Origin of the sequence: Frondihabitans peucedani (assembly GCF_039537585.1) — a bacterium.
Classification (GTDB): Bacteria; Actinomycetota; Actinomycetes; order Actinomycetales; family Microbacteriaceae; genus Frondihabitans; species Frondihabitans peucedani.
Window position 1 is genome coordinate 2,116,251 of sequence record NZ_BAABAU010000001.1, and the last position, 22,055, is coordinate 2,138,305.

Below are 22,055 nucleotides of genomic sequence, written 5' to 3' on the forward strand. Positions count from 1 at the left end.
TCGTGACCCTCCTCGACCAGACCGCCCCGAGCGTTCAGAGTGCTGCCCAGCAGCGTCCTGCCCGCTCGGTCGAGGTGTACGACTTCCTGCGTCCGACGACGCTCGCCCGCGAGCACTCGCGCGTGCTCGAGCTGGCGTTCGAGACCTTCGCCCGCCAGTGGGGCACGCAGCTCACCGCGAAGGTGCGCGTGCTCTCGCAGGTGACCTGCGAGCAGGTCGTCATGACCACCTACGACGAGTTCGCGGCCTCGCTCCCCGCCACGACGGCCATGGTCCTCTGCCCCCTCGAGGGCGCGACCGCGAAGGCCGTCATCCAGTTCCCCTCCGTCGCGGCCCTCGGCTGGGTGACCCACATGCTGGGCGGCGGCGCCACGGCGACCTCCGACCTCCCCGAGCGCAAGTTCACCCCCATCGAGCAGGCGCTCGTCCGCCGCCTGATGGACGACGCCCTCGAGGACCTCCGCTACTCGCTCGGATCGCTCCTGGTCGCCCAGATCTCGGTCGGCGGCTTCCAGTACAACTCGCAGTTCGCTCAGGCGGCCGCGAAGAGCGACCTCATGATCGTCGCCTCGTTCGAGATCCGAGTCGGCGAGTCGGCGGCCCCGGCCACCCTGGCGATCCCGGCCGAGGTCCTGCTCCCGCAGCTCGGCGAGACGAACCCGACCTCCACCACGGCCAACGCCCGCGAGCTCATCGACAGCCAGCTGGCCGCCGTCCCGGTCGAGGTCGCGCTCCAGTTCATCCCCGCGCAGGTGCGGCCGAGCCGGGTCCTCGACCTCCGCGTCGGCGACCTCCTCGCCCTCCCGCACCCCGAGCACCGCCCCCTCGACGTCACCGTCGACGGCCAGACGGTCGGCCGCGCCGCGGTCGGCGCGAACGGCTCGCGGCTCGCCGGGATCATCGTCACCACCGAAGAGAGACTCGCATGACCACCACCGTCACCGCCCTGCACGCCGCGGCCGCCAAGGCGCTCGCCGCGCAGCTGCCCTCGAGCGTCCCGCTGGTCACCCAGCTCGGTTCCGGGATCCCCGCCGAGCTCGTGGGCGGCGCCGTCACGACGTCGTTCGTCGGCGACGTGTCGGGCGACTTCGCGGTCGTCGTCACCGACCTCCCCGGCGCGGCCGAGGCAGGCCTCCAGCACACCGACCTGCTGCGCCCCGCCCTCGAGGCGGCCGGTCAGGCGCTCGGCGTCGGGGTCCTCGGCGACGTGCACTCGGGCGGCGCCGCCGAGCTGGCGTCCGACCCCGACAGCGTCGTCTTCGAGCTCGTCGACGCCGGTCGCCCGGCCGGCTGGTTCGTCGTCCGGATCCGCGAGAACGGCGTGATCGGCACCGCCAACCCGAGCCTCCAGGGCTCCGTCGCCGACAAGCTCGGCCGCATCAACAACGTCGAGATGGCCCTCACGGTCGAGATCGGCCGGACCCGAATGAGCGTCCGCGACGTCCTCTCGCTCGAGCCCGGCGCCGTCATCGAGCTCGACCGCTCCGCCGGTGCCCCCGCCGACGTCCTCCTGAACGGCCGCCTCATCGCTCACGGCGAGGTCGTCGTCGTCGACCAGGACTACGCGGTCCGCATCACCCAGATCCTCGACATCGCGGACGGACAGAACTGACCGTGGACACCCTCTTCGTCGGCCTCCGGGTCGTGGTCTCCCTCGCCGCCGTGCTGGGGCTGCTCTGGTTCATCCAGCGCAGGGTCGCGAAGACCGGCCGCGTGACCCGCCAGGCCAAGCACGTCACCGTGGTCGCCCGCCAGGGCATCTCGGGCAAGGCGTCGGTCGCCGTCGTCGACGTCGAGGGTGTCCGCTACGTCCTGGGCGTGACCGAGCAGAGCGTCTCGGTCCTCGGCTCGGGGGAGGCCCCGCAGGATGCGGTCGTCACCCCGATCGCGCCGGCCGCCTCCGCCCCCGCGGCGGCGGCGTTCGCGCAGACGCTCGCCGCACAGCCCGCCGCGGTCGTCCCGGTCGCGACCCCCGCCGCCCTCGTCGACAGCCCGCGCCGCGCCGCCCGCGCTGCCGCAGCGACCCCGCAGGCGCCGGCCCAGGCCGCGCCGCTCGCCGGGTCGATCCTCTCCGCCAGCACCTGGAAGCAGGCCGCCGCCGCCATGCGATCCCAGAAGCGCGCATGACCGACCAGCCCCGCCGCCGCTCCACGTGGGCCGCGGCTCCCTCCGGCGCGCCGCGAATCGTGCTGTTCGGACCGTCGAAGCAGTCGGGCGCCTCGGCCGTCACGGCGGCCCTCCGCGCCGGTTTCGAGCACTCCTTCGCCGCCCGGATCCTCGGCCTCGGAGCAGCCCCCGCCCCGAAGCTCGTGACCACGGTCGAGCTCCGCCGCCGGCGCCGCTCCCGCACCGCCCGCATCCTGCGTGCCGGCGTCTTCGTCGTCGCGCTGCTCGCCTTCGTCGCCGGCTTCGTCCTCCTGCAGGCGCACGGCGCCCACGCCGCGCCGGTCGCTCCCACCGACCCGACCGCCCCCGCCGCCCCGACGGCGCCCGCCACCACCGGCACCGGCGGTCTCTCGGTGAACATCAACGGCCCGGACGGCACGCCCTCGTCGGCCGTCGTCACCCTCCTCGGCCTCACGCTCCTCAGCGTGGCGCCGGCCCTCCTGCTGATGATGACGAGCTTCACGAAGATCTTCGTGGTCCTCGCCATGACGCGGAACGCCCTCAGCCTCCAGTCGATCCCGCCGAACCAGGTCATCGCAGGCCTCGCGCTGTTCCTCAGCCTCTTCATCATGGGCCCGGTCCTGATCCACATCAACGACCTCGCCCTGCAGCCCTACCTCGCCGGCAAGATCGACTTCCAGCACGCGATCACGCTCGCCGAGGGGCCGCTGCGCCACTTCATGCTGGCGCACACCCGCGAGGAGGACATCGCGCTGATGACCCGGGCCGCCAAGAAGGCGAACCCGGCCACCATGAACGCGACGCCCATGCTGACGCTGATCCCGGCGTTCATGATCTCGGAGCTCCGCGCCGCCTTCATCATCGGCTTCGTCATCTTCATCCCGTTCCTGGTCATCGACCTCGTCGTCTCCGCCGCCCTGATGTCGATGGGCATGATGATGCTGCCGCCGGTCATGATCTCGCTGCCCTTCAAGATCCTGCTCTTCGTCCTCGTCGACGGCTGGGGCCTGATCATCAAGGCCCTGATCGAGAGCTACAACACATGAACACCAACGGCGTCCTCGACATCGGCGTGCAGGCTCTGCTCGTCGCCGGCAAGCTCGCAGCGCCGGTGCTCATCACCGCACTCGTCGTCGGGTTCGCGATCTCCCTCCTGCAGTCGATCACGCAGATCCAGGAGCCCACCCTCGCCTTCGTGCCCAAGGCGATCGCCGTCGCGATCGCGCTCGTCGTCTGCGGCAACTGGATGATCTCGACGATGATCTCGTTCACCACGACGATGTTCGACCGGATCCCGTCACTGCTCGGCGGTGGCTAGACCGTGGACTTCCGCTTCGACATGTCGGCCGTGGAGGCCGTGATGCTGGCCGGCGTCCGGATCGCCGCGTTCCTCGTGATCGCCCCGCCGTTCTCCTACAAGGCCATCCCCGGCAACGTGAAGGCCCTCCTCGCGGTCGGCCTCGCGCTCGCGGTGTCGCCGCGGATCATCCCCGGCTACCAGTCGCAGACGACCGGCGACTTCGTCGTCTCGCTGGTCCTCGAGCTCGTCGCCGGCGCGACCCTCGGCTTCCTGGTCTGGCTCGTCTTCGCGGCGGTCCAGTCGGCAGGCAGCGCCATCGACCTGTTCGGCGGCTTCCAGCTCGCCCAGGCGTACGACCCGCAGTCGATGGTCAACGGCGCCCAGTTCACGCGCCTGTTCCAGATGACCGCCCTGGTGCTCATGTTCACCTCCGGCGGGTACCAGCTCATCATCGGCGGCATCACCCGCACCTTCGACGCGGTCCCGATCGGGGTCGGGATCGACCTGTCGCATCCTGCGGCCCTCATGGTCCACGCGGTCACGCAGATGTTCCTCGCGACGCTGCAGATCGCCGGGCCGCTCATCGTCGTCCTGTTCCTCGCCGACGCCGGCCTCGGCCTCCTGACCCGCGTGGCGCCCGCGCTGAACGCGTTCCAGCTCGGGTACCCGCTCAAGATCATGATCACGCTCGGCCTCGCCGGCATGGTCTTCGTGGCCCTGCCGCAGATCGTCTCCTCCCTCTCGGAGCAGGCGGTCGGGGCCCTGATGGGGGTGAGCTGATGGCCGACGAGTCGGGTGAGAAGACCGAGCAGGCGACCGAGAAGCGCATGAAGGAGGTCCACGGCAAGGGCCAGCTGTCGAAGTCGCAGGATCTCTCGGCGTGGGTCGGAGTCGCGGCCGCCGTCGTCATGATGCCCTCCACGATCGACCGGGCGAAGGCCGCCGGCCTCACGCAGATGGTCACCGTGAAGGACGCCATCGCCACCCCGTCGACCGCGATGGCCCGCTCGGCCCTCATCGACGGGTTCTCGACGATCGGCGGGATCGTCGCGCCGCTCCTCGCGGTCACGGCCGTCGCGATCCTGATCGTCGCGATCGTCCAGGGCGGTGTCCACTTCAAGAAGTCGATCGCCAAGTTCGAGCACTTCAACCTGCTGAACGGCGTCAAGAACACGTTCGGCCCGCAGGCGCTCTGGCAGGGCGCGAAGGTGCTGCTGAAGACGGGCGTCGTGGCGCTGGTGCTCTGGGTCGTCATCAAGAACCTGATGGCCGTGCTGATGAACGCGAACCTGCCGCTGGCGTCGCTCCTGAGCGCAGCGTCCGGCGGGGTGTCGTCGCTCGTGGTCGCGGCGGTCGCCGCGGGTCTCGTGCTCGGCGGGCTCGACGTGCTCGTCGTCATGCGGCGCAACCGCAAGAAGACCCGCATGACGAAGAAGGAGGTCAAGGACGAGAGCAAGTCGTCCGACGGCGACCCCCTGATCCGGCAGCAGCGGCGCCAGCGAGCCCTCGCCATGAGCCGCGGCCGCATGATGTCGAAGATCGCCGACGCGGACGTCGTCATGGTCAACCCGACGCACGTCGCCGTCGCCCTCAAGTACGAGCCCGGCCGCTCGGCCCCCCGCGTCGTCGCGAAGGGCGCCGGCGAGGTCGCCCGCGGCATCCGCGAGAAGGCCGAGAAGGAGGGCGTCCCGATGGTGAAGGACATCCCCCTGGCCCGGGCCCTCCACGCCGCCTGCGAGCTCGGCGACGAGATCCCCGTCGACCTCTACTCGCCGGTCGCCCGCGTCCTCACCTTCGTCATGGCGCTGAAGGCGCGCGGCTCGAAGGCCGCGGCCGGTGTCCACACCATGCCCGGCGGCACCATCGCCGCCGTCCCCGAAGCCCCCGAAGTCACCGAGTCCGAAGCAAGCACCCTCGTAGGAGCCACATCGTGAAGAACCTCCCGAAGCTCGCCGTCCCCGTCGGCGTCGTCGGCATCGTCCTGCTGCTCGTCGTGCCGGTGCCGTCGTTCCTGCTCGACACCCTCATCATCTGCAACATCCTGCTGGCGCTGGTGATCCTGCTCACGACGATGTTCGTGAAGAAGCCGATGGACTTCTCGGTCTTCCCATCGCTGCTGCTGGTCGCGACGCTGTTCCGCCTCGGCCTGAACGTGGCGTCGACTCGACTCGTGCTCGGCAAGGGCTTCGCCGGCGAGGTCATCCAGGCGTTCGGGCACGTGGCCGTCGGCGGCTCCGTCATCATCGGCGCGGTGATCTTCCTGATCCTGGTGGTCATCCAGTTCGTCGTCGTCACGAAGGGCGCCGAGCGCGTCGCCGAGGTCGGGGCCCGCTTCACCCTCGACGCCATGCCCGGCAAGCAGATGGCCATCGACGCCGACCTCAACGCCGGCCTCATCACCGACGAGATCGCCAAGAAGCGCCGCGCCGAGGTGGCCGGCGAGGCCGACTTTTACGGGGCCATGGACGGCGCCTCGAAGTTCGTCAAGGGCGACGCGATCGCCGGCATCCTGATCATCATCATCAACCTCATCGGCGGGATCGCGACCGGCATGGTCTCCGGCGGCCTCGCGATCGGCGACGCGCTCAGCAAGTACGGCATCCTGACGATCGGCGACGGCCTCGTCACCCAGATCCCGGCGCTCCTGATGGCCGTCTCCACCGGCATGATTGTTACCCGCTCGAACGCGGAGTCCGACCTCGGCTCCACCGCCTCGCAGCAGCTCACCCAGTCGCGCACCGCCGTCATGATCGCCGGCGTCGCCGCCATCGGCATGGCCTTCATCCCCGGCATGCCGATCGTCCCCTTCCTGGTCGTCGGCGGCACCCTCCTCGTCATCGGCCAGCGCATCAAGGCCAAGGAGAAGAAGGAGGCGCAGGATCTCGAGCGCGCGGCTCTCACGCAGAACGTCGCCCCCACCGAGACCACCGAGGACCTCCTCGAGCAGATGCGCGTCCACGCGCTCGAGATCCAGCTCGCCCCCGACCTCGTCGACATGGTGTCCGGCGCCAGCGACGACCTGCTCGGCAGGGTCCGCGCCCTCCGCCGCAAGGTCGCCATGGAGCTCGGCGTCGTCGTCCCGCCCGTCCGCACCCGCGACAGCGTCGAGCTGCCGCCGGCGACCTACGCGATCCGCATCGCCGGCGTCGAGGCGGGTCGCGGCATGGCGCCCGCGGGCAAGGTGCTGGCCCTCGGCGACTTCCTCGACGCCCTCCCCGGCACCTCGACCGTCGAGCCCGTCTTCGGCCTCGCCGGCAAGTGGATCCCCGCCGAGATGCGGCACTCGGCCGAGATGACCGGCGCGACCGTCATCGACCGGGTGTCGGTGCTGGTCACGCACCTCTCGTCGATCATCGCCGACAACGCGGCCCGCCTCCTCAGCCGCGAGGACGTCCGCGTCCTCGTCGAGGGCGTCAAGACCGTCAACGCCCCCGCCGTCGAGGAGCTGATCCCGTCGATGCTGAGCATGGCCGAGCTGCAGCGCGTGCTGCAGGGCCTCCTGCAGGAGCAGATCCCGATCAACGACCTCGGCCGCATCTGCGAGGCGCTGACCCTCCGCGCCAAGGTGTCGACGGACCCCGAGGGCCTCATCGAGTCGGCCCGCGCGGCGCTCGGCCCCGCGCTCAGCGCGCAGTACCTCGACGGGAACACCCTCCGCGTCATCATGATCGAGCCGGGCCTCGAGCAGTCGCTCCTCGAGGGCCTGCGCCCGTCGGAGCAGGGCACCCAGATCCTGCTCGACGCCAACCGGATCGAGACGATCCTGTCGTCGCTCAAGACACAGGTGCAGACCGTCGAGGCCTCCGGTCTCAGCGCCGTGCTGGTCTGCGCGCCGGCCCTCCGCCCCGCGATCCGCCGCCTGGTGTCGGCGCAGACCGGCGGCCTGCCGGTGCTGTCGTACCAGGAGGCCACCGCGGGCAACGTCCACATCGAGACCGTCGGCGTCGTCCGCGGCGAAGGCGCGCTGGCCGCGTGACCTCGTCACCTGAGAGGATCGAGCGATGAGCGGCCAACGCATCACCGTCACGGGCAAGAGCCTCGACGAGATCGCCACGAAGGTGCGCGTCGACCACGGTCCGCGCGCCCGCATCGTCGCGGCCGAGCGCGTCACCTCGGGCGGCCTCGGCATCGCCGGGCTCTTCACGAAGCGCTACGTCGAGGCGACGGTCGAGCTGCCCGAGCGCGGCCGCCGTGCCGCCCGGACCCCGCAGGATGCTCCGGGTCGCCGAGCCTCCGACACGCCCGTCTCGCAGCGGGCCTTCTCCCCGACGCCGGCGCAGCGCGTCGGGCTCGCCGCCCTCCTGGCCGACGCGGAGGACGCCGAGGACGCGTTCGCCCTCGAGGAGCCGGCCGCCGTGCCCGCCCCCGCGGTGTCGACGAGGTCGGGCGCGTTCGCCGACCTCATGGACGACCTCGCCTTCAACGGCGTGATCGCCGAGCCGGAAGCCGCGCCCGCGCCCGGCAGCGCTGCGCCCGCCGGTGCCGCAGCGCCCGTCGAGCTCGCCGCCTCGGTCGTCGCGCCCGCCGCACCGTCGCGGATCGCGCCCGCCCTCCTCGACGGCCCGGGCGACCTGGTGGTGATCGTGGGCGAGCGCCCCGACACCGTCGCGGCCGTGCAGGCGATGGCCGAGGGCTCGACTCTGACGCGTCCCGCCATCCGGGTCGCAGGATCCTGCGCGGACGGCCGCTTCGTCGCCGTCAGCGACCGTCGAGCCGCGCTCGAGGCCCGGGCCGCAGGGGTCGAGCTCGACCGCGCCACCTTCGTCGCGGTCGGCTGGACGCCGGCCGCCGCCGAGATCGTCGCGGCTCTCGCCCCCGACCAGCTCTGGCTCGCCGTCGACGCGGGCCGGAAGCACGCCGACACCGAGCGCTTCGTGGCCCTGGCCTCCGCGTCGCTCGACGTCGACGGGCTCGTGGCGTCGGGGCTCTCGTCGACCTCGACCCCCGACACCATCCGCACGCTGGGCCTCCCCGTCGGCTGGACCGACGCCTAGCCTCCCTGCGCCCCTGCCGCCCGACGTCTGGCGGACATCCCCCCTGCCGCGGCGCGGTGCCGTGTCCGCGCAACGTGGTGCGGCACTGTGCGCCCGCGGGCCCGGCCCCGGTAGTCTTGCGGGATGCTGGTGCTTACGCGCAAGGTCGGGGAGAGGATCCTCATCGGCGACGACATCGTCCTCACCATCCTCGACTCCCGCGGCGACGGCATCCGCGTCGGGATCGACGCTCCCCGCGGCATCAAGGTGCAGCGCGAAGAGGTCGTCCGGGCCGTGACCGAGGCCAATGTCGAGGCCGCTCGGGCCGGCGACGACGCCGAGGCGCGCATCCGCGACCTGCTCGGCGGCGCCCAGCCGCCCGCCGATCCGCCCGCGGCCCCCGAGAAGTAGCCCGCGCCTCAGCGCCCGCCTCCGCGGCGCCCGCTCTCGCGGCGCCCGCGCCTCAGCGCCCGCCGAACACCGACCGCGACGGCTCCGGCGACGGCACCGCGGTCGCGTCGGTCACCACGGGTGCACCCGCGATGAAGTCCTTCAGCTCGCGCCCGGCGACGACCTTCGCCGGCAGCGGATCGGCCGAGTACACGCGCGGCATCCGGTCGACGGGCAGCTCCGCGTGCGATCCGACGAGCACCACGTTGCCGAATCGGCGCCCCTTGAGCGTTCCGGGATCGGCGACCGCCACGACGTGCTCGAACACCGTCGCGAGTGTCGACGCCTGCCCGCGCGCGAACGCGAGTCCTGCGCCGTCGGCGGAGTTGACCATCAGCATCCCGGTCGGCGACAGGAACTCGGCCGCCGCCGAGTAGAACTCCAGCGACGTCACGTGCGCGGGGATCCGCGACCCGCCGAACACGTCGACCACGAGCAGGTCTACCGTGCCGCGGAGCCCCTGCGGCAGCTTCTCCATGACCTCGCGCGCGTCGCCGTAGCGCACCCGGATCGAGGCCCCGCGCGGGAAAGGCAGCTGCGCCCGCACGAGGTCGACGAGGTCCTTCTCGAGCTCGACGACCTGCTGCCGTGAGCCGGGGCGCGTGGCCTCGACGTAGCGGGGGAGCGTGAGGGCCCCGGCACCGAGGTGGAGCGCCGTCACCGGGCCCGGCGGGAGGAGGTCGATCGCGTGCCCGATCCTGCGCACGTATTCGAATGCCAGGTGGGTGGGGTCGTCGAGGTCGACGTGCGACTGCGGCGTGCCGTCGACGACGAGCGTGTACGAGCCGGGGCTCCACCGGTCGGCGTCGATGCGTGCCTGACCGGCGCCGATCGTGATCTCGAGGGGCTCGTCGCCCGTGTTCGAGGAGGACGTCGAGGAGTGGGAGGCCATGCCCCAAGCCTCGCACGATCTCCACCCGCGAGGGCCTGCGTCTCCACCCCCGGGTGGTGGGCCGGCGCACCGCCCCGCGGGATCGTGGAGACAACGCACGCACCTCCCCCGACCATCACCCCGAAAGGCCCCTCGTGTCCGCTCAGCTCCTCGTCAACGTCCTCCTCGGCATCGCCCTCGTCGGCTACATCGCGTCCAAGCAGCTGCGCTGGACCAGGATCGACCGCCAGGGCGTGTGGCGCCTCCCGCTGATCCTCGGCGTGATCGGTCTCATCAGCCTCTCGTCGCAGGCGAAGGGCCTGACGGTCGGCCCGGTCGACATCGCCCTCATCGGCGTCGAGCTGGCCGTCGCCGTCACGATCGGCCTGCTGATGGGCCGCGCCACCGTCTACCGGATCGCCGCGACCGCGGACGCGAAGGGACGCAGGATCGAGGCCCGCTCGGGTGTCGCGGGCGCCGCCCTGTGGGTCGTCCTCATCGCCCTCCGCCTCGGGCTCGACGTCGTCGGAGGCCTGATGGGCGCGCACATCCTGACCGCCACCGGCGTCATCCTGCTCACCGTCGCCGCCAGCCGTGCGGCCTCCGCGCTGATCGTGGACGCCCGGATGCCGCGGGTCTCCTCCCTCACGGCATGATGGCTCCGTGACCCCCGCCTTCCCCGACGCCCCCGAGAGGACCGGGCTCGGCTCCACGCTCAACGGCGTCGGAGCCGTCGTCGTCGGCTCCTTCCTCGTCGTGGACCGGGTCGGCGCCGCCGACGGACGACTGCCCGCGGGGGTGCTGGTCCTCGGCCTCGTGGCGCTCGCCGCCTGGATCGTGCGCTCGTTCCTCCGGCCCGGCCGCGTGGCCGACGCCGCCGCGGTGGTCATGCTCGTGGTCGGCTCGGCGCTCGTGACGAGCACCGACGCCCTCCTGATCACCCCGGCGATCGTTGCCATCGTCGCCGTCGCCGCCGACCTCCGGCACCCGCGGGGCGTCGTCGTCGCGTTCGCCGCGACAGGCTTCGCGATCGTGACCGCCACCTCGCTCCTCGACTCCCGCTCGCCGTCGTTCCTCCTGGCCTGCCTCGGCGGCCTCGCCCTCGGCTGCGTCGTCGGCTACAACCGCCGGCAGAACCGCGTCGCCGAGGTGACGGCGAGGAAGCTCCTCGCCCGCGAGGTCGAGATCGAGCGGGAGCAGCAGCACTCGGCCCTCCTCGCCGACCGCGCGCGGGTCGCCCGCGACATCCACGACGTCCTCGCACACAGCCTCGGCGGCCTCGTCATCCAGCTCGACGCGGTCGAGGCCCTGCTCGAGAACGGGCGCACGGACGAGGCCGCGGCCCGCGTCACGGCGGCCCGCAGCCTCGCCGCCGACGGGCTGGGCGAGGCCCGGCGCGCGGTGGCGACCCTGCGTGATCCTGCGCTCGCGGCCCCCGCGGGCGGCGATCCGCTCGACCGACCGGACGCCGTCGACCGCCTCCTCGAGACCCACCGGTCGCTGGGCGGGCAGGTCTCGGCGAGCGGCCTCGACGCCCTGACGGCCCTCGACGCCGAGCACTCGCGGGCGCTCGCCGGGGTGCTCCGGGAGGCCCTCAGCAATGCGAGGCGACACGCTCCGGGTGCGCCGGTCGCGGTGGCGGCGACCGCCGACGCGGGGCGGGGAACGCTGCGGGTCACGGTGTCGAATCCGGTCGGTGCCGGTGCCGGTGTCGCTGGCGCTACTGCTGGCCCTGCCGCCGCCGGCCCCGGTGCCGAGGACCGCGCCGGAGGCGGCCAGGGGCTCCCCGGCATGCGCGACCGCCTGGCCGAGCTCGGCGACGGCTCCCGCGTCGCGGCGGGCCGCCGGGGCGACTCGTTCGTGGTCGAGGCCGAGGTGGTCGTCCGATGACCGACAGCCCCGTCCGCATCGTCGTCGCCGACGACCAGGCCATCGTCCGCGACGGCCTGGTGACGCTCCTGTCGCTGGTCGACGGCTTCGAGATCGTCGGCCAGGCCGCCGACGGCGCCGAGGCCGTCCGGGTCGTCGACGCCACGCTCCCCGACGTCGTCCTGATGGATCTCCGCATGCCCGAGCTCTCCGGAGCAGAGGCCACCGAGCGCGTGCTCGCCGCTCATCCCGCCACCGCGGTGCTGGTCCTGACGACCTTCGCCGACGACGAGTCCATCGTCGGCGCCCTCCGCGCCGGAGCCCGCGGCTACCTCACCAAAGACGCCGGCCGCGCCGAGCTCTCCAGCGCCATCCGGGCCGTGGCCGCGGGGCAGTCGATCTTCGAGGCCTCGGTCGGTGCCCTCCTCGTGCAGAGCCTGACCGCAGGATCCCGGCCCACAGCGCCCGAGCCCGACCCCGACCCGGCGCTGACCCTGCGGACCCGCCACCCCGGCCTCACCCCGCGGGAGGCCGAGATCTTCGCCCTCATCGCCCAGGGTCTGTCGAACCCGGAGATCGCCGCGCGCCTCTTCGTCAGCGTCGCCACCGTCAAGGCCCACGTCAACATGATCTTCGCCAAGCTCGGCGTCACCACCCGCGCGCAGGCGATCGCGCTGGCGCTCGGCTGATCCTGCCCGGCCGAGTCCTCTCAGTCGACCAGCACCACTGCCAGCGTGACCGGGTCGCCGCCGGCCCAGGTGCCCGTGACGACCTCCCTGAGGCCGTCTTCGGTCGCCCCGGCTCCGGCCGGGACTCCCGCCGCCGAGGCGAGCGCGCCTGCATCCGAGCCGGGGCCAGGCACCCGTGCCAGCGCGACCCGCAGCCCACGGAGGGTCGCGACCGTGATGCCGCGCTCGTCGCGCGTCGCCGGTGCAGCGAGGTCTGAGGCCGCTACCGCGCGCGATCCTGCGTTGCCGCTCCCGGTCACCACGGCCGTAGGCTCCCGGAACACCCGCTCGCCGTCGACCTCGACGTACTCGTCCGCCTGGCTGCCGCCTGTCAGCGCCGCAGTCGCCAGTGCGGCCACGAACGCAGGATCGCCCATGCCGTCGTAGGCGTACCGCGTGCCGAGCACCGAGTGCTCCATCGTCCCGAGGAGCCACGCCTCGCCTCCGGCCAGCGGGGAACCGCGGTAGGTCAGGGGCACCTGAAGCAGGGGCCCGCCGGCAGTGACCAGCAACGTCTCGATGCCGACCTCGCCTTCAGGATCGTCGAATCGGAACGACGCGAGCTTCTCGAACGGCGCCTCCGGATCACCCTCGAACCACGACCGGGACCGGGCCCACTCGGCGATGATCTCGGTCTTCGACGGGCGGAGCTCAGCCCGGTGCAGGAGTGCCATGCCCCGATGTTAGAGCGACCCGGCGACACCCGTCGTTGAGTTGCACCCACCCCCAGAACGGGACCATTAAGCGGATCACGGCCCCACCGGCCGGGCACCGCCGGATACTCTGGCACCCCGCCGGGGGATCACATCCGGCGGCAGACGACCCTCCCAGAGACACGACATGACTCTCCCCGAGCCGACGCTCCTCCCCGCGCCCGGCCAACGGAATCCCCTCAGGCCGATCACCGGCATCCTGCTGGAGCGGATCCTCGGCCGGTGCATCGCCGTGTTCTCGATCGTCTTCGGCGCGCAGGGGATCCCGTTCGCGCTGATGCAGCAGGGCGTCCTGAAGCAGCCGCTCGGCTGGCTGGTCGTCGGGACGCTCTTCGGGGCGTTCGCGGCCGTGATCCTGACGGGGTTCAGCGGCCGGTTCCTCGTCACGGTCGCGCCGTTCGTGCCGATCATCTACCTCGTCGCCCTGACGACGTGGCCGCTGGGCGTCGCCGACCCGTCGGTCGTGCAGCCGACCGTGCCGTGGCTCTGGTACGTCGCGAACCTGGTGCTCGCCACGGCCGTCGTCGCCTTCTCGACCTGGGTCTCGGCGATGTACGTCGTCCTGATCCCGACGGTCCTCTTCGTCGTCCGGCTGACGCCGTCCGGCGGTGGCGCGACGGTGGAGCACGCCCTGCTCGACAGCGCGTACGTCGCGATCCTCGGCGCGGTGGTCCTCGTCGTGGTGCTCATGCTCCGGCGCGCGGCCGCCGACGTCGATCAGGCGCAGGATGCCGCCGTCGTCCGCTACGGGGACGCCGTCCGAGCGCACGCCATCGAGGTGGAGCGCCTGCAGGTCGACTCGATCGTGCACGACGGCGTGCTGACGGCTCTCCTCTCGGCGGGCAAGGCCGAGACGCCCAAGGCCAGGAGGCTCGCCGCCGTCATGGCGGGTGTGAGCATGGCCAGGCTCATCAGCGCCGCCGAGACGCCCACCGGGCTCCTCAAGGAGGTGTCGCTCGCCAAGGTGCGGGAACGCCTCGACCGAGCGCGAGGCCACCTCGATCCCGACGCCCGGCTCTCGGCCGAGGGCGAGATCGGCAGCCTCTCGGTGCCCGCCGAGGTCGCACAGACCCTCGCCGACGCCGCGGTCCAGGCGCTCGTCAACAGCTGTCAGCACGCCGGCGACTCGGCCTCCCGCTGGATCACGGTCGCGGCCGACGGCGACCAGGCCGTCGTGATCGTGGGCGACGACGGAGCCGGATTCGACCCCTCGGTCTCCTCCGAGCGCCTCGGCGTCCGCGTCTCCATCCTGGAGCGCGTCCGCACCAGCGGAGGTCTCGCAGAGATCGTGAGCGCGCCCGGCCGGGGCACCGTCGTCACCCTCCGCTGGAGGGCCGCGACCGGCGCTCAGGAACACCCCGATAGCATCCCGGCATGAACCGCCGCACCGCCCTCATCACCGGAGCCTCCACCGGAATCGGAGCCGACTTCGCCCGCCGACTCGGCGCCGACGGGCTCGACCTCGTCCTCGTCGCGCGCAGCCACGACAAGCTCGAGGCGCTCGCGGCCGACATCCGCCGCGACGCCCGAGTGAGCGTGACGGTCCTGCCGCGCGACCTCGCAGCCCCCGACGCGCCCCGCGATCTCGTCGCGGAGTGCGAGCGTCTCGGCATCGAGGTCGACTTCCTCCTCAACAACGCCGGCTTCGGCACGCACGGCTCCGTCGCCGACGCCGACCCCGAGCGCCTCGCGGAGGAGATCCGGCTCAACTGCGGCGTCCTCACCGAGCTGTCGCAGCGCCTCCTGCCCGGCATGATCGCCCGCCGCCGCGGCTCGATCGTGAACGTCGCGAGCAATGCTGCCTTCCAGCCGCTGCCGCTCATGGCCGTCTACGGCGCCACGAAGTCCTACGTCCTCTCGTTCACAGAGGCCCTCTGGCACGAGACCCGCGGCACCGGCGTCCGCGTGCTCGCCCTCTGCCCGGGGCCCACCGACACCGCGTTCTTCGACATCGCCGGCGAGGACTTCGCCCGCTCGAAGCGCACCACCCAGCAGCTCATCGACACTGCCAAGCGCGCTCTCGCCCGCAACCAGCCGAGCGTCGTCGACGGCGTCTCGAACGCCCTGGTCGCCCGCCTGGCGGTGCCGCTCCTGCCGAAGCGGGTGGCGCTCTGGGCTGCCGCCAAGACAGTCGGGCCGCGCTAGCCCCTCGCTCTCTAGCGCAGTGATCCTGCCGCCCCCGACCTGACCGCCGCCGTGATCCGGTCGAGCGTCGGCGACGCGATGTTCCACCGCTGCCAGTGCAGCGCGACGTCGACCGGGTCCGCGGGCGCCAGCTCCACGAGCGAGCCCTCCGCGATCGGCCCGGCGCACTGCTGCTCCGGCAGCACTCCCCAGCCGAACCCGAGGGCGACGGCCCGGGCGAAGTCGTCCGACGTCGGGATGTAGTGCCGCGGGCCGGTCGCGCCGCTCCCCGTCCGCGCACGGACGAACGCGCTCTGCAGGTCGTCGTCGCGGTCGAAGAGCACCACCGGGGCCTCCGCGAGGGCAGACGACGCAGGATCCCGCAGCCCCCACCGCGCCGCGAAGTCCGGCGCGCACACGGCTCGGTACCGCATCGCGCCGAGTGCCTCCGTCGTACAGCCCTGTACGGCGTCGCGGGTCGAGGTGACCGCGGCCATCACCGTCCCCGCGCGGAGCAGCCGCGTCGTGTTGACCTGGTCCTCGCGGTGCAGGTCGAACACGACGCCCAGCTCGTCGCCGAGCCCGGAGAGCGCCCCGAGGAACCACGTCGCCAGGGAATCGGCATTCACGGCGAGGGCGATCCTGCTCACGCGTCCGCCTGTCGCCGAGCCGGAGCCGCCGCCCGCGCCGTCCTGCGATCCCTCGAGCGCCCGCTGCGTGTCGGTCTCCAGCAGCTCGACCTGCCTGGCATAGCGCAGGATCACCTCGCCCGCGTCGGTCAGCGTCACCGGTGTCGTCCGCCGCACGAGCACCCGCCCGGTCGAGGCCTCCATCGCCTTCACGCGCTGCGAGACCGCCGACGCCGAGACGTGGAGGCGCCGGGCCGCCGCCTCGAAGGTGCCCTCGTCGACGAGGGCGCTCAGCGTCTCCAGGTGATCGAGCTGCATAAGCCCAGCTTATGGTGCATGACGATCATTAGCTGGACTGATCCTGGCCGCACCCCTAGCGTCGAGGGGTGACCACGACCCTCCTGCCGGCCCTGCTCGGATTCCTGACCGGCCTCTCGCTCATCGTGGCGATCGGAGCGCAGAACGCCTTCGTGCTGCGGCTCGGCATCGAGGGCCGGTCCCGCGTGATCCTGCCGGTCGTCGTCATCTGCGCGGTGTCGGACGGGGTGCTCATCACGCTCGGCGTGCTCGGCATCGGCGCTCTGGTCGCGGCCGCCCCTGCGGTCATGGTCGTGATCCGCGTCGTCGGGGCGGGCTTCCTGATCGTCTACGGCCTCTTCGCCGCCCGGCGAGCCCTCCGCCCGACCGCTCTCGTCACCGCGGCCGCCGCTGCCCCGACCGGCCTCCGCACCGCCGTCGTCACCGCGCTCGCCTTCACCTGGCTGAACCCGCACGTGTACCTCGACACGATCCTGTTCCTCGGCTCGGTCGCCAACCAACAAGGGCCGGACGAGCGCTGGTGGTGGGCCGGGGGAGCGCTGCTCGCCTCCTGCGTCTGGTTCGCCGGCCTCGGCTTCGGGGCGCGCCTGCTCCGCCCGGTGTTCGCTCGTCCTGCCGCCTGGCGCGTGCTCGATGCCCTCATCGCCCTCGTCATGCTCGCGCTCGGCCTGCGTCTCGCCTTCGGCCTCTAGCTGCTGTCCCTGCTCCCCTCCCCCTCCCCGCGTACATATGGACGGAGATCCTCGGCCCCGCCACCTCCCTCTGTCCATATCGACGGAGATCCTGCCCCCGCGTACAAATGGACGGAGACTCTCGACGAACACCCCTCCGATCCGCATGAATCGCGCGGAGATCCGAGAATCTCCGTCCATATGTACGGACGGGCTCCCCAACTGCTGAATCTCCGTCCATATGCACGGAGAACCATCGCCGGCGCGAGGATCTCCGTCCATAACGACGGAGATCCTGCCCCGCGTACAAATGGACGGAGACTCTCGACGAACACCCCTCCGATCCGCATGAATCGCGCGGAGATCCGAGAATCTCCGTCCATATGTACGGACGGGCTCCCCAACTGCTGAATCTCCGTCCATATGTACGGAGAACTGTCGCCAGCCCGAGAATCTCCGTCCATTTGTACGCACTCCCGGCAGACGACCGACCCGACCCCGACCCGTCACCCCCGCACGACTGCCGCCAGGATCGTCCCGATCACCATCGGCCACTCGTCGAGCACCTGGTGATGCGTGAACTCGAGCACGGTGTGCCCGGTCCGCGCCACCGCGGCGATGCGCGCCCGGTCGCGCTCGTACTCGCGCCGCCCGGCGTGGAACTCGTGACTGACGCATTCGACGACGACCCGCCCGGCCACCAGGAAGTCGACCCGGATCCCGTCGCCCACCCACTTCTGCGCCTCGAACGACAGGCCGGCCTCGACGAGCCCCCACCGCATGATCGACTCGCTCCCCGACTCGGCCGACGGGTCCGCCCGGTCGAGCACCCGGTGGCATCGAGCCGGCAGCTCCGCCCGGAGCGACAGCAGATCCGCCGGGGTCAGCCCGTGCCCGCGCACAGCGGAGTCGAGCACCGCGAGCCCCGCCCGAGGCTCCGACCGCGCGATCGTCTGCCGGAGACAGGCCCGCAGCCCGACGTGCCGCCGAGGCCGCCGCGAGAGAGCCCCACCAGCGCCCCACCCCGCCTCCCGGTCGTACAGCACGACGACATCCTCCCGCGCAGGATCGAGCGGCCGGTTCGCGTGATCCGGGTCGCGCAGCGCCCGCGCGTGCTGCTCGACGCTCACGTGCAGGGCGGGCCCCGGCGGCTCCCAGAGCCCCAGCAGCCCGCACGCCGACGGTCCTGCCAGCACGCCGCCGACCCGCACGGCCCTCTCGACACCCGCGGGCAGCCCCGGCACGGCGTACACCCCGTGACGCACGCGCAGGATCTCGCCCTCTTGCCACGCGGCAGAGAGTTCCCGGCGCCCCACTCCCGCCCGGACCAGCTCCCCGTGGCGCGCGACACCGTCGAGCCGGGCCAGTGAGCCGGAGAGGAGATCGTCCATCCCGCGATCCTGCGCGATCGACACTCTCGCAGTGCGCCCAGAGCAGCGGCCTGTGCAGGAAGGAGCCCCCGTGACAGCTGTGGAGGAAGGCAAACGACGACCCACGACCCCGGGAATACGCCCCACCCCGACCGGCTTATACCGGTGATCCCGAAAAAGGTCAACGACCCACTGGACAGGGCGCGTCGGAGCGACCTATAGTTGACCTTTGCGCTCCCCATGCCCGGTCGTCATATTGCGGTCGACGGGCACACCTCGAAAATTGCGGCGAGGTTGGGTGTCTGTCTGAGACGTCTGTCTCCGGCCATCCTGGTGAGTTCGTCTCCACTCAATCACAACGTACTGTCCGAACAGACGACACAGGACCCTGAGGGTCCACGGAGGTAGTTTCCTTGGCTGCTGCGCCCAACGCACAAACCAACTCACCCAAGAACGGCCGCGCGGCTCAGCGGCTGTCATTCGCGAAGATCACCGACACGCTGACGGTCCCCGACCTGCTGGCGCTTCAGACGGAGAGCTTCGACTGGCTGGTCGGCAACGACGTGTGGAAGGGGCGCCTCGCTGAGGGACAGGCCCAGGGCCGCACCGACCTCGCCGTCCACTCGGGCCTGGAGGAGATCTTCGAGGAGATCTCCCCGATCGAGGACCTCGGCGAGACGATGCAGCTGTCGTTCACCGCACCCGAGCTCGAAGACCCCAAGTACTCGATCGACGAGTGCAAGGAGCGCGGCAAGACCTACGCCGCCCCGCTGTACGTCAACGCCGAGTTCATGAACCACCTCACCGGTGAGATCAAGACGCAGACGGTCTTCATGGGCGACTTCCCGCTCATGACCGAGCGCGGCACGTTCATCATCAACGGCACCGAGCGCGTCGTCGTGTCGCAGCTCGTCCGTTCGCCCGGCGTGTACTTCGACCGCACCCCCGAGAAGACCTCCGACAAGGACGTCTACTCGTCGCGCATCATCCCGAGCCGCGGTGCCTGGCTCGAGTTCGAGATCGACAAGCGCGACCAGGTCGGCGTCCGCATCGACCGCAAGCGCAAGCAGAGCGTCACCGTCTTCCTGAAGGCCCTCGGCCTGACCAGCGAAGAGATCCTCGAGGAGTTCAAGGGCTTCGCGTCGATCGAGGCGACCCTCGAGAAGGACGCCATCCTCACCAAGGAGGAGGCGCTCAAAGACATCTACCGCAAGCTCCGTCCGGGCGAGCAGGTCGCTGCCGAGGCCGCTCGTGCGCTCCTCGACAACTTCTACTTCAACCCGAAGCGCTACGACCTGGCCAAGGTGGGTCGCTACAAGATCAACCGCAAGCTCGGCATGGACGCGCCGCTGACCGACTCGGTCCTGACCGTCGAGGACATCGTCGCGACGATCAAGTACCTCGTGTCGCTGCACGCCGAGGAGAAGACCATCGCGGGCACCCGCGACGGCAAGCCGGTCGAGCTCCGCCTCGACGTCGACGACATCGACCACTTCGGCAACCGTCGCATCCGCGCGGTCGGCGAGCTGATCCAGAACCAGGTCCGCACCGGTCTTTCGCGCATGGAGCGCGTCGTCCGCGAGCGCATGACCACTCAAGACATCGAGGCGATCACGCCGCAGACCCTGATCAACGTGCGCCCCGTCGTCGCCGCGATCAAGGAGTTCTTCGGAACGTCGCAGCTGTCGCAGTTCATGGACCAGAACAACCCGCTGTCGGGTCTGACCCACAAGCGCCGCCTGTCCGCGCTCGGCCCCGGTGGTCTGAGCCGCGAGCGCGCCGGTGTCGAGGTCCGCGACGTCCACCCGTCGCACTACGGCCGCATGTGCCCGATCGAGACCCCGGAAGGCCCGAACATCGGCCTGATCGGTTCGCTCGCATCGTTCGCGCGGATCAACTCGTTCGGCTTCATCGAGACGCCATACCGCCGCGTCGTGAACGGCAACGTCACGACCCAGATCGACTACCTCACCGCCTCCGAGGAAGACGACTACGTCGTCGCGCAGGCCAACGCGCCTCTCGACGACAAGTTCGACTTCGTCGAAGACAAGGTCCTCGTCCGCCGCAAGGGCGGCGAGGTCGAGCTCGTCGACAAGTCCGACGTCGACTACATGGACGTCTCGCCGCGCCAGATGGTGTCCGTCGCGACGTCGCTCATCCCGTTCCTCGAGCACGACGACGCGAACCGCGCCCTCATGGGTGCGAACATGCAGCGCCAGGCCGTCCCGCTGGTCCGCAGCGAGTCGCCCCTCGTCGGAACCGGCATGGAGGGCTACACGGCCATCGACGCCGGCGACGTCGTCACCGCCGAGAAGGCCGGTGTCGTCTCCGAGGTCTCGGCCGACGTCGTCACCATCCAGCTCGACGAGGGCGGCACGCAGGACTACTACCTGCGCAAGTTCGACCGCTCCAACCAGGGCGCGTCGTACAACCACCGCGTGATCGTCGACGCCGGTCAGCGCGTCGAGGTCGGAGAGGTCCTGGCCGACGGCCCGGCCACCGAGAACGGCGAGCTCGCGCTCGGCAAGAACCTCCTCGTGGCGTTCATGCCGTGGGAGGGCTACAACTACGAAGACGCGATGATCCTGAGCCAGAACCTGGTGAAGGACGACACGCTCTCCTCGATCCACATCGAGGAGTACGAGGTCGACGCCCGCGACACGAAGCTCGGCAAGGAGGAGATCACCCGTGACCTCCCCAACGTCAGCCCCGACCTGCTGGCCGACCTCGACGAGCGCGGCATCATCCGCATCGGCGCCGAGGTCCGTCCCGGCGACATCCTGGTCGGGAAGGTCACGCCGAAGGGCGAGACCGAGCTCAGCGCCGAGGAGCGTCTGCTCCGCGCGATCTTCAACGAGAAGAGCCGCGAGGTCCGCGACACGTCCCTGAAGGTGCCGCACGGCGAGCAGGGCACGATCATCGGCGTCAAGGTCTTCGACTCGCAGGATGGCGACGACGAGCTCGGCTCGGGCGTCAACCAGCGCGTCGTGGTCTTCATCGCCCAGAAGCGCAAGATCACCGCGGGCGACAAGCTCGCCGGTCGTCACGGCAACAAGGGCGTCATCTCCACGATCCTCCCGGTCGAGGACATGCCGTTCCTCGCCGACGGGACCCCCGTCGACATCGTGCTCAACCCGCTGGGCGTGCCCGGTCGAATGAACTTCGGCCAGGTGCTCGAGATCCACCTCGGGTGGATCGCCAAGCAGGGCTGGAACGTCGACGGCATCCAGGAGTGGGCCGAGAACCTCCCGAAGCACGCGCTGTCGGCTCCGGCCGGCACCAAGGTCGCCACCCCGGTGTTCGACGGTGCTTCGGAGGACGAGATCGCAGGTCTCCTCGACTCGACGCTGGTCACCCGCGACGGCGACCGTCTCATCGGCTCGTCCGGCAAGACGCAGCTCTTCGACGGCCGCTCCGGCGAGCCGTTCCCGGAGCCCGTCTCGGTCGGCTACATGTACATCCTGAAGCTGCACCACCTGGTCGACGACAAGATCCACGCCCGTTCGACCGGCCCGTACTCGATGATCACGCAGCAGCCGCTGGGTGGTAAGGCGCAGTTCGGTGGTCAGCGGTTCGGTGAGATGGAGGTCTGGGCCCTCGAGGCCTACGGAGCCGCGTACGCGCTCCAGGAGCTCCTGACCATCAAGTCCGACGACATCCTGGGCCGCGTCAAGGTCTACGAGGCGATCGTCAAGGGCGAGAACATCCAGGAGCCGGGCATTCCCGAGTCCTTCAAGGTGCTCATCAAGGAGATGCAGTCGCTGTGCCTGAACGTCGAGGTGCTGTCCGCGGACGGCCAGACGGTCAGCCTGCGCGACAACGACGACGAGGTGTTCCGCGCTGCGGAAGAGCTCGGCATCAACATCTCCTCCCGCTTCGAGTCGTCGTCTGTCGACGAGATCTAGAGCGCTC

Annotated in this window: 21 protein-coding genes; 17 read left to right on the forward strand and 4 right to left on the reverse strand. The window is 71.1% G+C overall.

What is annotated here, in order from left to right; all coding sequences use genetic code 11:
• The first annotated feature begins 2 nt into the window (after window positions 1–2).
• The 10 genes from ABD733_RS09875 to ABD733_RS09920 all read left to right on the forward strand — a co-directional run bounded on the left by ABD733_RS09875 (window position 3) and on the right by ABD733_RS09920 (window position 8,811).
• Window positions 3–929 (forward strand): flagellar motor switch protein FliM, encoded by a 927-nt coding sequence (locus ABD733_RS09875; protein ID WP_344795518.1) that lies wholly within the window; start codon window positions 3–5, stop codon window positions 927–929.
• Entirely contained in the window at window positions 926–1,612 is a 687-nt protein-coding gene (gene fliN / locus ABD733_RS09880) for a flagellar motor switch protein FliN (protein ID WP_344795522.1), read from the forward strand. Before ABD733_RS09875 ends, fliN begins: the two co-directional genes overlap by 4 nt.
• A gap of 2 nt (window positions 1,613–1,614) precedes the next feature.
• Window positions 1,615–2,127 carry a FliO/MopB family protein gene (locus tag ABD733_RS09885; protein WP_344795524.1) on the forward strand — a complete coding sequence of 171 codons (513 nt, stop codon included), beginning with the start codon at window positions 1,615–1,617 and terminating at the stop codon, window positions 2,125–2,127.
• Complete coding sequence (gene fliP / locus ABD733_RS09890; protein ID WP_344795526.1) at window positions 2,124–3,173, forward strand: flagellar type III secretion system pore protein FliP; 1,050 nt, start codon at window positions 2,124–2,126, stop codon at window positions 3,171–3,173. Before ABD733_RS09885 ends, fliP begins: the two co-directional genes overlap by 4 nt.
• Window positions 3,170–3,445, forward strand: coding sequence for a flagellar biosynthesis protein FliQ (gene fliQ, locus ABD733_RS09895; protein ID WP_344795528.1), 276 nt, complete (start codon window positions 3,170–3,172; stop codon window positions 3,443–3,445). Before fliP ends, fliQ begins: the two co-directional genes overlap by 4 nt.
• Before the next feature lie 3 nt (window positions 3,446–3,448).
• Window positions 3,449–4,207 carry a flagellar biosynthetic protein FliR gene (locus ABD733_RS09900; protein ID WP_425552878.1) on the forward strand — a complete coding sequence of 253 codons (759 nt, stop codon included), beginning with the start codon at window positions 3,449–3,451 and terminating at the stop codon, window positions 4,205–4,207.
• Entirely contained in the window at window positions 4,207–5,361 is a 1,155-nt protein-coding gene (locus ABD733_RS09905; RefSeq protein WP_344795530.1) for an EscU/YscU/HrcU family type III secretion system export apparatus switch protein, read from the forward strand. Before ABD733_RS09900 ends, ABD733_RS09905 begins: the two co-directional genes overlap by 1 nt.
• Window positions 5,355–7,403 (forward strand): flagellar biosynthesis protein FlhA, encoded by a 2,049-nt coding sequence (locus ABD733_RS09910; RefSeq protein ID WP_425552901.1) that lies wholly within the window; start codon window positions 5,355–5,357, stop codon window positions 7,401–7,403. Before ABD733_RS09905 ends, ABD733_RS09910 begins: the two co-directional genes overlap by 7 nt.
• A 25-nt stretch (window positions 7,404–7,428) precedes the next feature.
• Window positions 7,429–8,421 (forward strand): hypothetical protein, encoded by a 993-nt coding sequence (locus ABD733_RS09915; protein ID WP_344795534.1) that lies wholly within the window; start codon window positions 7,429–7,431, stop codon window positions 8,419–8,421.
• Window positions 8,422–8,544: 123 nt separating this feature from the next.
• Complete coding sequence (locus ABD733_RS09920) at window positions 8,545–8,811, forward strand: carbon storage regulator (RefSeq protein ID WP_344795536.1); 267 nt, start codon at window positions 8,545–8,547, stop codon at window positions 8,809–8,811.
• A 52-nt stretch (window positions 8,812–8,863) separates the two neighbouring features.
• Here ABD733_RS09920 and ABD733_RS09925 read toward each other — a convergent pair whose 3' ends face one another.
• Window positions 8,864–9,742: a spermidine synthase gene (locus ABD733_RS09925; protein WP_344795538.1), complete on the reverse strand. Its 879-nt coding sequence runs from the start codon at window positions 9,740–9,742 to the stop codon at window positions 8,864–8,866.
• 134 nt (window positions 9,743–9,876) lie between these two features.
• On the opposite strand from ABD733_RS09925, the gene ABD733_RS09930 reads away from it, so the two are divergent.
• The 3 genes from ABD733_RS09930 to ABD733_RS09940 are packed head-to-tail and all read left to right on the forward strand — an operon-like array spanning window position 9,877 to window position 12,279.
• Window positions 9,877–10,377, forward strand: coding sequence for a hypothetical protein (locus tag ABD733_RS09930; protein ID WP_344795540.1), 501 nt, complete (start codon window positions 9,877–9,879; stop codon window positions 10,375–10,377).
• 7 nt (window positions 10,378–10,384) lie between these two features.
• The gene (locus ABD733_RS09935) at window positions 10,385–11,611 is read left to right on the forward strand and encodes a sensor histidine kinase (RefSeq protein ID WP_344795542.1); all 1,227 of its coding nucleotides are present in this window, start codon (window positions 10,385–10,387) and stop codon (window positions 11,609–11,611) included.
• Window positions 11,608–12,279, forward strand: coding sequence for a response regulator (locus ABD733_RS09940; RefSeq protein ID WP_344795544.1), 672 nt, complete (start codon window positions 11,608–11,610; stop codon window positions 12,277–12,279). Before ABD733_RS09935 ends, ABD733_RS09940 begins: the two co-directional genes overlap by 4 nt.
• A 20-nt stretch (window positions 12,280–12,299) precedes the next feature.
• On the opposite strand, the gene ABD733_RS09945 is transcribed toward ABD733_RS09940, so the two are convergent.
• Window positions 12,300–12,992, reverse strand: a complete 693-nt coding sequence (locus ABD733_RS09945) for a CG0192-related protein (protein ID WP_344795546.1) — start codon at window positions 12,990–12,992, stop codon at window positions 12,300–12,302.
• A gap of 166 nt (window positions 12,993–13,158) precedes the next feature.
• Here ABD733_RS09945 and ABD733_RS09950 point away from each other — a divergent pair, with 166 nt between their 5' ends.
• Entirely contained in the window at window positions 13,159–14,409 is a 1,251-nt protein-coding gene (locus ABD733_RS09950) for a sensor histidine kinase (protein ID WP_344795548.1), read from the forward strand.
• Entirely contained in the window at window positions 14,406–15,176 is a 771-nt protein-coding gene (locus ABD733_RS09955) for an SDR family NAD(P)-dependent oxidoreductase (RefSeq protein WP_344795550.1), read from the forward strand. The genes ABD733_RS09950 and ABD733_RS09955 overlap by 4 nt, the downstream gene beginning before the upstream one ends.
• 11 nt (window positions 15,177–15,187) lie before the next feature.
• Here the strand turns inward: ABD733_RS09955 and ABD733_RS09960 are convergent, their stop codons facing one another.
• Window positions 15,188–16,102 carry a LysR family transcriptional regulator ArgP gene (locus tag ABD733_RS09960; protein WP_344795552.1) on the reverse strand — a complete coding sequence of 305 codons (915 nt, stop codon included), beginning with the start codon at window positions 16,100–16,102 and terminating at the stop codon, window positions 15,188–15,190.
• Between the two features lie 68 nt (window positions 16,103–16,170).
• Here ABD733_RS09960 and ABD733_RS09965 point away from each other — a divergent pair, with 68 nt between their 5' ends.
• Window positions 16,171–16,794 (forward strand): LysE/ArgO family amino acid transporter, encoded by a 624-nt coding sequence (locus ABD733_RS09965; protein ID WP_344795554.1) that lies wholly within the window; start codon window positions 16,171–16,173, stop codon window positions 16,792–16,794.
• Window positions 16,795–17,279: 485 nt separating this feature from the next.
• On the opposite strand, the gene ABD733_RS09970 is transcribed toward ABD733_RS09965, so the two are convergent.
• Window positions 17,280–18,164: a type IV toxin-antitoxin system AbiEi family antitoxin domain-containing protein gene (locus ABD733_RS09970; RefSeq protein ID WP_344795556.1), complete on the reverse strand. Its 885-nt coding sequence runs from the start codon at window positions 18,162–18,164 to the stop codon at window positions 17,280–17,282.
• Between the two features lie 392 nt (window positions 18,165–18,556).
• Here ABD733_RS09970 and rpoB point away from each other — a divergent pair, with 392 nt between their 5' ends.
• On the forward strand, window positions 18,557–22,048 hold the full coding sequence (gene rpoB / locus ABD733_RS09975; protein WP_344795558.1) for a DNA-directed RNA polymerase subunit beta: 3,492 nt from the start codon (window positions 18,557–18,559) through the stop codon (window positions 22,046–22,048).
• Window positions 22,049–22,055: the final 7 nt, after the last annotated feature.

Coding starts and splice junctions, on each gene's coding strand:
- fliN (WP_344795522.1), top strand. CDS start 926: ATGACCACCACCGTCACCGCCCTGCACGCCGCGGCCGCCAAGGCGCTC.
- fliP (WP_344795526.1), top strand. CDS start 2,124: ATGACCGACCAGCCCCGCCGCCGCTCCACGTGGGCCGCGGCTCCCTCC.
- fliQ (WP_344795528.1), top strand. CDS start 3,170: ATGAACACCAACGGCGTCCTCGACATCGGCGTGCAGGCTCTGCTCGTC.
- ABD733_RS09905 (WP_344795530.1), top strand. CDS start 4,207: ATGGCCGACGAGTCGGGTGAGAAGACCGAGCAGGCGACCGAGAAGCGC.
- ABD733_RS09915 (WP_344795534.1), top strand. CDS start 7,429: ATGAGCGGCCAACGCATCACCGTCACGGGCAAGAGCCTCGACGAGATC.
- ABD733_RS09920 (WP_344795536.1), top strand. CDS start 8,545: ATGCTGGTGCTTACGCGCAAGGTCGGGGAGAGGATCCTCATCGGCGAC.
- ABD733_RS09925 (WP_344795538.1), bottom strand. CDS start 9,742: ATGGCCTCCCACTCCTCGACGTCCTCCTCGAACACGGGCGACGAGCCC.
- ABD733_RS09940 (WP_344795544.1), top strand. CDS start 11,608: ATGACCGACAGCCCCGTCCGCATCGTCGTCGCCGACGACCAGGCCATC.
- ABD733_RS09945 (WP_344795546.1), bottom strand. CDS start 12,992: ATGGCACTCCTGCACCGGGCTGAGCTCCGCCCGTCGAAGACCGAGATC.
- ABD733_RS09950 (WP_344795548.1), top strand. CDS start 13,159: ATGACTCTCCCCGAGCCGACGCTCCTCCCCGCGCCCGGCCAACGGAAT.
- ABD733_RS09955 (WP_344795550.1), top strand. CDS start 14,406: ATGAACCGCCGCACCGCCCTCATCACCGGAGCCTCCACCGGAATCGGA.
- ABD733_RS09960 (WP_344795552.1), bottom strand. CDS start 16,102: ATGCAGCTCGATCACCTGGAGACGCTGAGCGCCCTCGTCGACGAGGGC.
- ABD733_RS09970 (WP_344795556.1), bottom strand. CDS start 18,164: ATGGACGATCTCCTCTCCGGCTCACTGGCCCGGCTCGACGGTGTCGCG.